Genomic DNA, 13,048 nt, shown 5'->3' on the forward strand with positions numbered 1-13,048 from the left:
CTCCGTATCAGGATCTAAACATCCTGATTGGAAACATGTCAATCGGATCGGGCGTGTTCAGCCGCAAACTTCGCGTCGGGATCGTTGCCGGCTTCGGCCCGGCGCACCGCACCGTCCAGCAGGCGCAGCAGCGTGCCGGCCGCCGCGGCCACCATCGCCATCGCGCCGAAGAACGCCGACGGCCCGATGCCGGTCCACAACATGCCCAGCACGCCGGCCAGCAGGTTTCCGCCGAAGGAAGCGAAGAACCAGCCGGCGATCGTCGTCGCGCCATGCCCCTTCGGCGCGAGCCGCGCGAACAGGCCCAGCCCGATCGGCAGGATGAACAGCTCGCCCGTGGTGAGGACGAGGAAGAACAGCGCGAGCCAGATCCAGCTCGCCTGCCCGTGCGCGGACGCATCGACGAAGGCGAGCATCGCGAACGCCGCACCGACGCCGAACGCGCCCATCGCCATCTTCCGCGCCGGGGTCGGTTCGCGGCCGCTCCGTGCCTGCCGTGTCCAGTGCGCGACCAGCAACGGCGTCAGCGCGATCACCAGCAGCGGATTCAGCGCCTGGAACCAGGTCATCGGAATGACGACGTCGCCGGCCAGATGACGATCGATGCCCGCATCGGCCCACAACGCGATCGTGTTGCCGGTCTGTTCGTACGCGCCGCGGAACAGCATCACGCACAGCGCCACCGCGACCAGCGCGATCACGCGTTGGCGCAGCGCGTGGTGCGGCGTCGTGCCGCCGCTCGTTTCGACATCCTGCGAACGGGGCGCCGCCGTTTCCGCCGGCAGCCAGCGCTGGCCGAGCACATACAACGTCAGTCCGCCGAGCATGCCGATGCCCGCCGCGCCGAAGCCCCAGTGCCAGCCGTACACCTCGCCGAGCGTGCCGCATACCAGCGGCGCGAGCAGCCCGCCGAGGTTCGTGCCGACGTAGTAGAAGTTGTACGCCGAGCCGCGCCGCGGATCGTCCTTCGCATACAGCCCGTCGATCTGGCTCGGCAGGCTCGGCAGGAACAAACCGTTGCCCAGCGCGATGGCGGCGAGCGCGAAGAAGAACAGCGATTCGGACGCCATCAGGAAATGACCGAACGCCATGATCGTGCCGCCGATGATCACCGCGCGTCGCCGGCCCAGCCAGCGGTCGGCGATGACGCCGCCGACGATCGGCGTGAAGTACACCGTTGCGGTGTACAGCCCGTAGATCATCGACGCCTGCTGTTGGCCGATCAGCAACTGCTTGGTCATGTAATAGACCAGCAGCGCGCGCATGCCGAAGTAGGAGAACGTCTCCCACATCTGCGTGAGGAACAGGATCGCCAGCCCCGGCGGCTGCCCGAAGAACCAGCGCGTGCCGGCGCTGGCGCGCGGCGCGGCGGCGATCACGCGACCGCGTCCGGCGTGCCCCATACCGCATCGGGGCAATCGACGTGGCCGTCGGCGTAGACCACGCCCGGCGTGCGGTCGCGGTCGAGGAACAGCGGGCCGTCCAGATCGACGATGTCGCAGAACTGGCCGAGCAGGAACGCCGGCGCCATCGCCAGGCTCGTGCCGACCATGTTGCCGACCATCACGCGCTTGCCGAGTTCACGTGCGCGCTGCGCCATCATCAGGCCTTCGGTCAGGCCGCCGCATTTGTCGAGCTTGATGTTGACCACGTCGAACCAGCGCGCGCGTGCTTCCAGTTCGTCCAGGTCGAGGATGCTTTCGTCGGCGGCGATGGGCACGGTGCGATCCACGCCGTCGAGTTCGGCCTCGTGCCCGCGTCGGCAGGGTTGTTCGAGCAGCGACACGCCTTCATCCGCCAGCACCGGCAGCAACTGCGAGAGCGTGTCGGGCACGTAGCCCTGGTTCGCATCGACGCCGAGCCACACGTCCGGGCGCGCCGCCCGCACCGCGCGAAGGCGCGCGATGTCGAGATCCGCCTCGCCGGTGAGCTTCACCTTGATCGCCCGCGCATGCGTGTACGCGCGGGCACGATCGGCCATGACCGCAGGCTCGTCCGCGCCGACGGTGAAGGTGGTGAGCAGCGGCCGGGGCCGATCCATGTTGGCGAGCTGCCAGGCGGGCACGTCGGCCAGCGCCGCCTCCAGTTCCCACAACGCGCAGTCCACCGCGTTGCGCGCGCCGCCGGACGGCAGAAGCGTGCGCAGTTCGTGCCGGCCGACGCCGTCCTGCAGGACGTCGCGCAGGTACTCGATGGCGGGCAGCATCTTCGCCGGGGCGTCCTGCGTGTAGTACACGCCGGCCGCTTCGCCGCGCCCGGTGCGCCCGTTCTTGCGCAGGGTGACGAGCGTCACCGGCGAGACTTCGAAGACATGTCCGGAGATGCGGAACGGAGCGGACAGGCGCAGGTCCTCGTTCCGCAGCCCGAGCTGGACGCGGTGGGTCTTGGTCACGACGATGCTCCCGGAAGTGCGCGGCGGCTCATGCCGCCGCGCAGGTGGGTTCGGTCAGTAGTTGGCGCTGAAGCCCATGAGGTGCGTGGCAAAGCCGATCCACAGCAGCGCCAGGCACGAAACCGCAAGCACGATGCTCCACAGCTTCGCCCACCACGAGCGCGGGCTGCGCAGCACGACCCACGCATTCCACAGCGCGATCGCCGCGCCCAGCGGCAGCACGATCGCCGCGAGCACGCGCAGTGCGATCACGTAGACGTCGCTGGCCGGCGACATCATCGCCAGGTCGGACATCATCGCGAAGACCATGCCGATCATCGCGCCCATCGAGGCGAGCACGGCGAGCGAGGCGATGCGAACCCAGCGGTGCGCGCGCGCGTCGGTTCCGGTCAGCGGATAACGCGCACCGTAATGACGGCGCACCATCGCCGACACCGGCCATGCGATCACCGTGAACAGCAGCGCGGCGAGGCTGCCGACCAGCATGGTCAGGAACACGCCCGGCGTCTGCCACCACGCGGCGCGCTGGAACACCATGATCGCGGCGATCGGCTCGGCGCTGAAACGCACCACGCGGCCGTCGACGACTTCCGCCGCGAGGCGGTCGCCGCTGCCGGTGTCCTGCCACACGAAGGGGGCGATCTCGCGCCACTTCTTCGGCGCGCCGCTGTAGCCTGCGAGCATCGGCACGCTGATGGTGCCGTCCTCGTTCGCGATCACCTTCGCCTGGCCCAGCATGTAGACCAGGTTCATGAAGTTGGAATCGGCGCGGCGGCTGCTGTTGTACGCGCCGGCGATGAGCTGCGCGTGTTCCTTCGCGGTGGCCTCGTCGATGCCCTTGGCGACGTTCGACGGGCCCGGCAGGTAGCGGTTGGCGAAACCGGTGACCAGTCCGTCGCGGATCAGGCGTGCGCTGCCGTCCTTGCCGGCGCTGTTGGTCGACACGAAGATGCCGATGCCGTCGTCCGGGAACAGCTGCAGGTCGCTGTGGAACCACTGCGTGTCGCCGCCGTGGGCGATCGCGCGATGGCCGTTTATCGTGGTCTCGTAGAAGCCCAGCATCATGCGGTTGAGCGGCTTGATCGAATCCTGGCCGGTCTCGTGCATCTCGCGCGCGGTGGCTTCGCCCAGGATGCGCGACTCGCCGAAGGCGCCGTTGTTCAGGTGCGCGATCATGAAGTTGCCCATGTCCGCGGCGGTCGATGCGAGGCTGCCGGCGGGCGCGAGGTTGATGTACTCGTACGGCTGCGGCTTGCCGTCGGACGCGGTCTTGTAACCCTTCGACACCAACGGCTGCAGGTGCTTCTCCAGCGGCTGCGAGAAGCTGGAATGCCGCATCTGCAGCGGCTTGAAGATGTGGTTGGCGACGTAGGCCTCGAACGGCTCGCCCGACACGCGCTGCACGACGTAACCGGCCAGCGCGGTGGCGTAGTTCGAGTACGCGGGCGTGGTGCCCGGTGCGTAGACGCGTTCGGGGATCCAGTGCTTGAGCGTGGAGTCCAGCGGCGCGATCTCCTTCTCGCTGTTGGCGATCAGCCCGCGGATCACTTCCTCCATGCCGGCGGTGTGCGTCATCACGTTGCGCAGCGTGACCGGCTTGCCTTGAAACGGCGGGATCTCGAAGTCGAGGTAGGTGTTGATGTCCTTGTCGAGATCGAGCTTGCCCTGTTCGACCAGCTGCATCACCGCCGTCCAGGTGAACAGCTTGGACACCGAGCCGGGGCGGAACAGCGTCTTCGCCGGATCGACCGGCTTGCGCGTGGCGAGGTCGGAATAGCCGTAGCCCTTCTGGAACAGCACCTTGCCGTCCTTCACCACGACGACGACGGAACCGGCGACGTCGGTCTGTTCCAGCGCGTAGGGCATGAAACCGTCGACCCAGGCTTCCAGGTCCGCGGCGGTGAGGCGTTCGTCGGCGGCGGGCACCGGCACGGCGACGGCGGACGCGTCGCCCGCGAGCGGCGCGGGTTCCTTGGGCGGCGGCGGCGTGGGCGCCTGCCCGGCGGGCGCGGCAGCGATGGCGGACATCGACGCGGACAACAGCGTCAGCGACAGCAGCGCCGCGGTAATCGGGCGCCAGCGGAAACCCGGCTTCGCATCCTGCGCAATCGGACTCGTCTTCAAGGAACGCACTCCCCACCAGTGAATACAGCCCCGTGCGGCAGGCACGGCCTGACACCAACTGACCCCGTTGGAGATAATGATCCTGATTGGAAAATTGTCAACCGGGTCCGGACGTCACCTAGAATTACAGGCCAACGGCCCGTTCGAGGCCGTCCGGGTCCCGGCCCCGCCCCACCGCCGGCCCATGCAGGAGCATTCATCGGCATGACCCAGCAGCACCCGACCATCGGCAGCCTCCTGCGCGCCCTGCGCGCCCGCAACGAATGGACGCTCAAGGAAATGAGCCAGCGGTGCGGCATTCCGCTGTCGACGCTGTCCAAGGTCGAGAACGACCGCCTCACCCTGACTTACGACAAGCTGCAGCAGATCAGCCAGCGCCTGAACATCCGCATGTCGGAACTGTTCGCCGAGGACGACAACACGCCCGAGCCGCCGGTCACCGCGCGGCGCAGCATCGGGCGGATCGAGGACGCCGTGCGCGTCACCACGCCCAATTACGACTACTTCTATCTGTGCCCGGAACTGCGCCGCAAGCGCATGATCCCGGTGATCACCCGCGTGCGCGCGAAGAGCATCGAGGAGTTCGGCGAACTGGTGCACCACTCGGGCGAGGAATACATTCACGTACTCGAAGGTCGCGCCGAGGTGCACACCGAGTTCTACGATCCGATCGTGCTGGAAGCCGGGCAGTCGGTGTACATCGATTCGAACATGGGCCACGCGTACATCGCCGCCGACGGCTGCGAGGAAGTGGTGCTGCTGGGCGTGTGTTCGAGCGCCGACGAGCAGCTGATGGAATCGCTGATGCACCTGCACGGCGACGTGCCGCGCACGGGCACGCGCTGACGCATCCGGCCACCCACCCCGGGTGCGCTTCGCTTACCCGGGCTACAAGAGCTGGGCAACCGGGCGTTTGTAGCCGGGGCAAGGCCAAAGGCCGCACCCGGGGACAACGAAGCCTCAAGCGAAATGACATTCGCGCGCCCGACCCCGGGTGCGCTTCGCTTACCCGGGCTACAACGACAGGGAATCAGCGAGCCGCTTCGCGGCGCCGACGCACGCGGCGCCAGACGAGCCCGACGACGACCACGACCGTCGCGCCACCAAGCAGCCAGGGCAGCAGCGCGCGATCCTGGTCGGCCGGCAGTTCGACGGCGTTGGACGCGCTCGCCGCGCTGAGCGCCGCCTGCGCCGCGTCCGGCGTGAGATGCCAGCGCCCTTCGCGCAGTTCGACCTTGCCTTCCAGCGGCGGCAGATGGAGTTCGCGCCAGTGGATGCGCAGGTCGCCCACGCGCGGTTCCAGCGGATTCTCGGCGCTGCCCAGGCCGTCGCCTTCAGGCTGGAACGATGCCGCGAGATTGGCCGGCAACCGCGAGAAATTCGGCCGGAACACGCGCCATTGGCCGAGCGTGCGCAACACGTTCACGTCGATGGGATGGCCGTCGAGCGTCGCGTCCATCGCCCACCAGCGACGGTTCTCGATCGGCTTGCGCGGGTTTTCGTGGCCCGGCGCGAAGCCGGACGAATCGATGCGCGCCGCGTTCCACACCTGCGTGTAGCCGTCGCCCCGTGCGCGCCACTGGTACATCTCGACCTGGCGATCCAGGCCGAACTGGCGCGTGGTCACGCCGAAGTCGCGATCGCGCAGGCCCTTGGCCGATTGCGGCGTGCCCAACGGTTCCTCGCCCGTATCTGCGCGCACGTCGGTTTGCCCGAACGCCACGGCGCCCATCGCGAGCGCGCACGAGAACGACAGCGCGAGCGCCGCGCGCGGAAACCTCATGCCGCCAGCGCCCTCGCGTGCAGCTCGGGCACTTCATGCGCAGTGCCGAACTTGCCCTTCTCGTCGCGCACCACCTGCGCCAGCGCGCACTGCGGATCGTGGGTGAAGAACAGATGCACGTTGCGGCGCAGCTTGTCGGCGAGGAACGCCTTCTTCTCGTCGATCAACAATTCCGCGTTACGGTCGTAGCCCATGGTGATGGGCACGTGCACCCACGGACGGCCCGGGATGAGATCTGCGCAGAACACCACGCCGCCGTGCGTTTCGCCGTCCACGCGATCTGGGCCGACGATTTCCGACAGCATCAGCCCCGGCGTGTGCCCGTCGCTGTAGTGGAAACGCACGGTATCGCCGAGCGCGTTCGAGTATTCGCCATCGACCAGTTCCAGGCGGCCGGTGGCTTCCAGCAGCGCGGGAAGTTCGGGAATGAAACTGGCGCGGTCGCGCGGGTGCGGTTCCAGCGCGCGCTCGTAATGGCGACGACCGACGACGTAGGTCGCGTTCGGGAACAGCAGCTTCGGCGCCTGCCCTTCGCTCCACGGCGCGAGCAGGCCGCCGGCGTGATCGAAATGCAGGTGGGAGAGGACGACGACGTCGATGTCCTCGGGCTTGAAGCCGGCGTCATGGAGCGAATCGACCAGCACGTGGCGGTCTTCCACCACGCCGTAGCGTTCGCGCAGCTTCGGCTCGAAGAACGCACCGATGCCGGTTTCGAACAGCACCGTCTTTCCGTTCAGCGGCGTGGCGAGCAGCGCGCGACACGCGAGGTCGATGCGGTTCTCGTCGTCCGGCGATGCCCAGCGGGCCCACATCGCGCGCGGCGCGTTGCCGAACATCGCACCGCCGTCGAGCTTCTGGCTGTTGCCGAGGATGGACCAGAGTTTCATGGCGTCACCATTGCGTCGTTACGGCTCGATTTTAGCGCTGCGGGCGGGGAAATCGAATGGCACTTCAGGGGTCGTTGGCAGGTGCCGGCGTCGCAGCGGCTACTACTTTCCGGCACCCCGGCGAAGGCTTGAATTCAGGCCGTAACGCCTGAACGCTCCAACATCGGCAAACCACAGCGCCGTCATTCCAGCGAAAGCCGAAACCCATCTCGATGTTGCTGGTTCGTGAGGCGCGAAGGACGTGAGCCATGCGAAGCGAAAGCATCGCAAGAACCGGCGCTCATCGGCCTGGATCCCGGCTTTCGCCGGGATGACGTTCCGGCAAAGCCGCGTCCGCGTTGCGAACGCGGGCCAGATCGTCACTTCACCAGCACATCCGCCTTCCCCACCGGATTGCGCGGATCCGTGCCGCCTTCCAGCGTGTTGGCGCGCTTGTCCCACGACACCGTCTGCAGGTTGCCCCAGGTGCGTTCGCCGTCATTGACCTTGTGGCCCATCGCTTCCAGCGCCTTCACCGTTTCCGGCGACAGGGCATCGGGTTCGGCCGAGATCACGTCGGGCATCCACTGGTGATGGATGCGCGGCTTCGCGGCGACCTGTTGCGCGGTCAGGCCATCGTCGTAGGCGAGGATGCCGATCAGCACCTCGGTGATGATGCGGCTTCCACCCGGCGCGCCGAGGATGGCGAGCTCATCCTTCGATTCGATGAAACTCGGCGTCATCGAGCTGAGCATGCGCTTGCCCGGCGCCGGCGCGTTCGCCTCGAAACCCATCACGCCGAACGCGTTCGGCGTGCCCGGACGCAGCGCGAAATCATCCATTTCGTCGTTGAGCAGCACGCCGGTGCCGGGCGCGACCAGGCCCGAGCCGTACAGCAGGTTCACCGTCTGCGTGGTCGAGACGCGATTTCCCTCGGCATCGAGAATGGAGAAGTGCGTGGTCTCGTCGTCTTCCAGCGGCGCGGGCTGGCCGGGCAGCAGGTCGCTCGGCGTGGCTTTCGACGGATGGATGCCGGCGCGTTGGCCGGCGGCATAATCGGCGCTGGTCAGGCGCGCGAGCGGCATCTTCACGAAGTCAGGATCGCCGAGGTAGATCGTGCGGTCGCGGAACGCGCGGCGCATCGATTCGGCGATCAGGTGCGTGCGCTGCGCTTCATCGAGCGACTTGAGGTCCCAGCCCGACAGCATCTGCAGCATCTGCGCGATCGCCACGCCACCCGACGACGGCGGCGGCGCGGTGGTGATGCTCCAGTCTCGGTACTTGAAATGCAGCGGTTCGCGTTCCTTGACGCGGTAACCGCTGAGCTCCTCCGCGCGCCAGCGCCCGCCCTCCTCCTTCACCGCGGCCAGCAGCTTCTTCGCCACTTCGCCCTTGTAGAAACCGTCGAACCCCTTCTCGCCCAACAGTTCCAGCGTGCGCGCGAGGTCCGGCTGCCTGAGGACCTCTCCCGCCTTCGGCGGCGTGCCGTCGGCGAGGAACACCTCGCGCGTGCCGCGATAGCGTTCCATCACTTCGCGACGGCTGGCGTAGCCGCGTTCCAGGCGCGGATAGACCTCGAAACCTTCGCGCGCGACGCGGATCGCCGGCGCCAACGCGGTCTTCAGCGGCAGCCGGCCGTACTTGCCCGAGACGTGCACGAGCGCGGCCGGCAAACCCGGAATGCCCGCCGACCACGGGCCGTTGGTCGCGCGGTCGTTGTCGAGCTCCCCGTTTGGCGTGAGATAGGCCTGCGGCGTGGCCGATTCGGGCGCGGTTTCGCGCGCGTCGACGAACACGTCCTTCCCGCTCTTCGCATCGTGCAGCAGGAAGAAACCGCCACCGCCGATGCCGGAGCTGATCGGCTCCACGACCGAGAGCATCGCCGACACCGCCACCGCCGCGTCGAACGCGTTGCCGCCCTGGCGGATCATTTCCATGCCGGCGTCGGTGGCGAGCGCGTGCGCGCTGGCGATCGCGGCACCGGGCGGATGGGTGGTGGTGGCCTTGTTCGCCGGCGCTTGCGCGGGGGCGGCCTGCAGCGGAGACGTCGCGAGGAACAACAGGCTTGCGGTCAGGAGGGTTCGGCTGGCCAGCACGCGCAACGTCTTTCGCATCAGGGGGTCTCCTGTCGCAGTCCGGCCAGTTTGGCCAGCAGTTGTTCCTGGGTTTCGGGATGGTCCGGGTCGGGGTCGATGCACTCGACCGGACAGACGACCACGCATTGCGGCTCGTCGAAATGGCCGACGCATTCGGTGCAGCGCGCCGGATCGATCACATAGATCGTTTCGCCCTGCGAGATCGCCTGGTTCGGGCAAGCCGGTTCACAGACGTCGCAATTGACGCAGAGCTCGTTGATCTTGAGGGACATGCGGACATTGTCTCATGCCCGGCACGCCCGCCGGTCACCCGCGCCCGATGCCCAGCCCGGCCACCGCCTTCGGGTTGCCGAACACTCCGATCTGCCCCATGTGCACCGAGCGCACCAGGGGCACCCCCAGACGCCGCCACCGCGAGCGCGGAGGGCCGGTTGAGCACGGCCTGCTCCACCTGCCCCATGTCGATGCGCTTGCGCGGATAGAGGGCGGCGACCACGTCGTGCCCGGGGGTAATCGAACATTCGCACCAGGTCTTCGGCGACGACGCCCATGTCGTCGTCCCGCAACAGCATGTGCGAGGCGCTGGAGTTGAACAGGAACCCGTTGGCGAGCGTCGTTGCGCGCCAGGAGCGCAAAAAGCACGGGCCCGCTTTCGCGGGCTGGATCCCGGCTTTCGCCGGGATGACGTCCGGGCAAAGCCGCGTCCGCGGAGCGGACGCGGGCCGGAACGTCACTTCGCTTCGATGAACTCGAACTTCGCGCCCGACGGCTCGACGGCGGCCTTGACGCGGTCGGTGTCGGCCGGCGCGCCGATGAACATCACACGCACGCCCTTCATCGTGCCCGGCTGGGCCTGGGCGAAAGCGGCGATGGCGAGGTCGGCCGACTTGGCCGAGTTCTGCGAGCCGAACGCCAGCAGCGTGCCGTCCACGCCGCCACGGGCCACGTCGCCCGTCGCCTTTTCCAGCTGGCGGTCGTACTCGCCCTGGAAGTCGGCGCCGGCCGGATCCGGCAGCGTGTACAGGTAGACGTTGGTCGCGCCTTCGATGTTGCGCTTGACGACCTCGGTCAGGTACGTGTCCCACGCCGCGCTGTCGTTGGTGGTCGGCGCGGCCAGCGGGGCCTCGGCGACGGCGGCGGTCTTTTCTTCCTGCTTGTTGCAGGCGGCCAGGAGCGGCATCGACAGGCAGGCGATCAGCAGCAGGCGGGTGGTGGTCTTCATCGGATTCCCCTCGGTTCGTTCCGGGTGTTGGTGGTGATGGAGCGTCCGATCCGGCGGCGCCGGATCAGCGTGGAGCACGTTGCCACTGCGCCTGCAACGCGGCGTCGACCGCCGGCGGCACGAAGCCGGAGACATCGCCGCCGAGGCGGGAGATCTCGCGCACCAGCGAGGAGGAAATGAAGCCGTACTGTTCCGCGGGGGTGAGGAACAGCGTCTCCACGTCCGGGATCAGATGGCGGTTCATGCTGGCCAGCTGGAATTCGTATTCGAAGTCGGACACCGCGCGCAGGCCGCGCAGCAGCACGCCCGCGCCGACCTGCGCGACGAAATGCGCGAGCAGGCAGTCGAAGCCGCGCACTTCCACGTTCGGATGGTGGGCGACGGCCTTCTTCGCCAGGTCCACGCGCAGCGCGAGCGGCAGCGCGGGCCCCTTGGCCGGGCTTTCGGCCACGCCGATGACCAGGCGTTCGAACAACGGAGCGGCGCGGTCGACCAGATCGATATGGCCGTTGGTGATCGGGTCGAAGGTGCCGGGGTAGACGGCGATTCGGTTTCGGGCCGCGGTCATTCGAAGTCAGGCATGGGCGCCGGAATCCGGGCTGGCCGGCGCGGCCGGCAGTGTAGCAGTGGCGGAAGCGCCCCGCCGGTAGAGCCCGTAGCGCACATCACGGGTGCGGCCTTCGCGGTGCGGGAGCCAGTCGACGGACAGATCGAACGCGGCCTCGTGCGGGGCTTCGACGTAGAGCCAGCCCCCCGGCTTCACGACCCGCGCGACACCCGGCAGCACCGCGTCCCACAACCCTGCCGCGAACGGCGGATCGACGAACGCCAGGTCGAACGTACCCGTCGCCTGCGATGCGAGCCACGCCACCGCGTCGGCCTGCGCGATCGTCGCCGCATCACCGCCCGGCAGGCGCGCGGCGGTGGCGCGCAGTGCCGCGGCCAGCGCCGGATCGCGTTCGACCAGGACGGCCGCCGACGCGCCGCGCGACAGGGCTTCCAGCCCGAGCGCCCCGCTGCCGGCGAACAGGTCCAGCACGCGCGCGCCGGGGAGCATCGGCATGAGCCAGTTGAACAAGGTTTCGCGCACGCGGTCGGAGGTCGGCCGGAGGCCGGCGACCTCGGGCACGCTCAGCCGCGTGCCGCGCCAGCGGCCACCGATGATGCGGACCTTGCCGGTTCCGCCGGACGGCGCGGCGGGTGGGCGTCGGGGCGCTTTGTTCATCGGGGGCTCTCGAGGGCCGGTGCTAGCATGTGCGCATTCTCGCGCATTCCCCCACGCCGCCTCGATGTTCGACTTTTTCCGTCGCAAGAAAGACCAGACCCCGGCCGATGCGGCAAAGCCCGAAGGCGCGCAGGAGCGCTACAGCATCGAGGAACTGGCCGCGGCGTTCCCGTCGCGCGAGGCCGAGCCCGAACCCGCCCCGCAGACGGAAGCGGTCCCGGCGGATGTCGCGCCCGCATCGCCGTCCACGGCGGAACCGGTCGCCGCCCCAGCCGAACCCGAGCCCGTTCCCGCCGAAGTGATCGCCGCCGCGCTCGACGTCGAACCGGTCGCCGCCGCGGCCGATCCCGACATCGCCGCCGCGGCACCGATCACGCCGACGGTTCCGGTCGCCGAGCCCGCCGCCCCCGGGAAGACCGGCTGGCGCGAACGCCTGCGCGGTTCGGCCTTCGCGCGCAGCTTCAGTGGGTTGTTCTCGCGTCATCCGCGCCTGGACGACGACCTGCTCGACGAAATCGAAACCGCGCTGATCACCGCCGACGTCGGCGTGGGCGCGACCACGCAGCTGGTCGAATCGCTGCGCAAGCGCATGAAGGCGCGCGAATTCGCCGACGCCAACGCGCTGCTCACCGCGCTGCGCGCCGATCTGATCGCGATGCTCAAGCCCGTCGCGCAGCCGCTGCAGATCGACACGAATGCGAAGCCCTTCGTCCTGCTCACCGTCGGCGTCAATGGCGTGGGCAAGACCACGACCATCGGCAAGCTCGCCAAGCGCTTCAAGGACGAGAACCGCCCGCTGATGCTCGCCGCCGGCGACACCTTCCGCGCCGCTGCCGTCGCGCAGTTGCAGGCGTGGGGCGAGCGCAACGGCGTGCCGGTCGTCGCGCAGGGGCAGAATGCCGATGCCGCCTCCGTCGCGTTCGACGCCTTGCAGGCCGCCCGGGCGCGCGGCACGCAGGTGCTGATCGCCGATACCGCCGGCCGCCTGCACACGCAGCAGGGCCTGATGGCCGAGCTGGGCAAGATCAAGCGCGTGCTGCAGAAGATCGACGCGTCCGCGCCGCATGAGGTGCTGATGGTGATCGACGGCACCACCGGCCAGAACGCGCTCTCGCAGCTGCGCCAGTTCCATGCGGCGGTGGGCGTGACGGGACTGGTGGTCACCAAGCTCGACGGCACGGCGAAGGGCGGCGTGGTGTTCGCGCTCGCGCGCGAGTTCGGCATTCCGATCCGCTTCGCCGGCATCGGCGAGCGCCCGGAAGATCTGCGCGTGTTCGACGCCGAAGCCTTCGTCGACGCGCTGCTGCCCGAATCCCTCGGCGCCTGACGCCGCGCCGGCA

Annotated in this window: 12 protein-coding genes; 2 read left to right on the plus strand and 10 right to left on the minus strand. The window is 68.6% G+C overall.

The window, feature by feature from the left end:
• Positions 1–38: 38 nt before the first annotated feature.
• The 3 genes from AC3ANK_RS13455 to AC3ANK_RS13465 are packed head-to-tail and all read right to left on the minus strand — an operon-like array spanning position 39 to position 4,516.
• Positions 39–1,403 (minus strand): peptide MFS transporter, encoded by a 1,365-nt coding sequence (locus AC3ANK_RS13455; RefSeq protein ID WP_484171421.1) that lies wholly within the window; start codon positions 1,401–1,403, stop codon positions 39–41.
• Positions 1,376–2,392, minus strand: a complete 1,017-nt coding sequence (locus tag AC3ANK_RS13460; protein WP_484171422.1) for a dipeptide epimerase — start codon at positions 2,390–2,392, stop codon at positions 1,376–1,378. The genes AC3ANK_RS13455 and AC3ANK_RS13460 overlap by 28 nt, the downstream gene beginning before the upstream one ends.
• A 54-nt stretch (positions 2,393–2,446) precedes the next feature.
• Positions 2,447–4,516, minus strand: coding sequence for a serine hydrolase domain-containing protein (locus tag AC3ANK_RS13465; protein WP_484171423.1), 2,070 nt, complete (start codon positions 4,514–4,516; stop codon positions 2,447–2,449).
• Positions 4,517–4,720: 204 nt separating this feature from the next.
• On the opposite strand from AC3ANK_RS13465, the gene AC3ANK_RS13470 reads away from it, so the two are divergent.
• Complete coding sequence (locus AC3ANK_RS13470; protein WP_484171424.1) at positions 4,721–5,362, plus strand: helix-turn-helix domain-containing protein; 642 nt, start codon at positions 4,721–4,723, stop codon at positions 5,360–5,362.
• A gap of 184 nt (positions 5,363–5,546) precedes the next feature.
• On the opposite strand, the gene AC3ANK_RS13475 is transcribed toward AC3ANK_RS13470, so the two are convergent.
• The 7 genes from AC3ANK_RS13475 to rsmD form a co-directional block, all read right to left on the minus strand.
• Positions 5,547–6,299: a TMEM43 family protein gene (locus tag AC3ANK_RS13475; protein ID WP_206861266.1), complete on the minus strand. Its 753-nt coding sequence runs from the start codon at positions 6,297–6,299 to the stop codon at positions 5,547–5,549.
• The gene (locus AC3ANK_RS13480) at positions 6,296–7,186 is read right to left on the minus strand and encodes an MBL fold metallo-hydrolase (protein WP_206861267.1); all 891 of its coding nucleotides are present in this window, start codon (positions 7,184–7,186) and stop codon (positions 6,296–6,298) included. Before AC3ANK_RS13480 ends, AC3ANK_RS13475 begins: the two co-directional genes overlap by 4 nt.
• Before the next feature lie 359 nt (positions 7,187–7,545).
• Positions 7,546–9,279, minus strand: coding sequence for a gamma-glutamyltransferase (ggt, locus tag AC3ANK_RS13485; RefSeq protein ID WP_484171425.1), 1,734 nt, complete (start codon positions 9,277–9,279; stop codon positions 7,546–7,548).
• Complete coding sequence (locus AC3ANK_RS13490; RefSeq protein WP_206861269.1) at positions 9,279–9,533, minus strand: YfhL family 4Fe-4S dicluster ferredoxin; 255 nt, start codon at positions 9,531–9,533, stop codon at positions 9,279–9,281. The genes ggt and AC3ANK_RS13490 overlap by 1 nt, the downstream gene beginning before the upstream one ends.
• 458 nt (positions 9,534–9,991) lie before the next feature.
• Positions 9,992–10,483 carry a hypothetical protein gene (locus tag AC3ANK_RS13495; protein ID WP_206861270.1) on the minus strand — a complete coding sequence of 164 codons (492 nt, stop codon included), beginning with the start codon at positions 10,481–10,483 and terminating at the stop codon, positions 9,992–9,994.
• 64 nt (positions 10,484–10,547) lie between these two features.
• Entirely contained in the window at positions 10,548–11,051 is a 504-nt protein-coding gene (coaD, locus tag AC3ANK_RS13500; protein ID WP_206861271.1) for a pantetheine-phosphate adenylyltransferase, read from the minus strand.
• A 6-nt stretch (positions 11,052–11,057) separates the two neighbouring features.
• Positions 11,058–11,708, minus strand: a complete 651-nt coding sequence (gene rsmD / locus AC3ANK_RS13505; protein WP_206861272.1) for a 16S rRNA (guanine(966)-N(2))-methyltransferase RsmD — start codon at positions 11,706–11,708, stop codon at positions 11,058–11,060.
• 64 nt (positions 11,709–11,772) lie between these two features.
• Here rsmD and ftsY point away from each other — a divergent pair, with 64 nt between their 5' ends.
• Complete coding sequence (gene ftsY / locus AC3ANK_RS13510; protein ID WP_484171426.1) at positions 11,773–13,035, plus strand: signal recognition particle-docking protein FtsY; 1,263 nt, start codon at positions 11,773–11,775, stop codon at positions 13,033–13,035.
• Positions 13,036–13,048: the final 13 nt, after the last annotated feature.

The sequence above is a fragment of the Lysobacter sp. SCRH-1R genome, assembly GCF_057747855.1.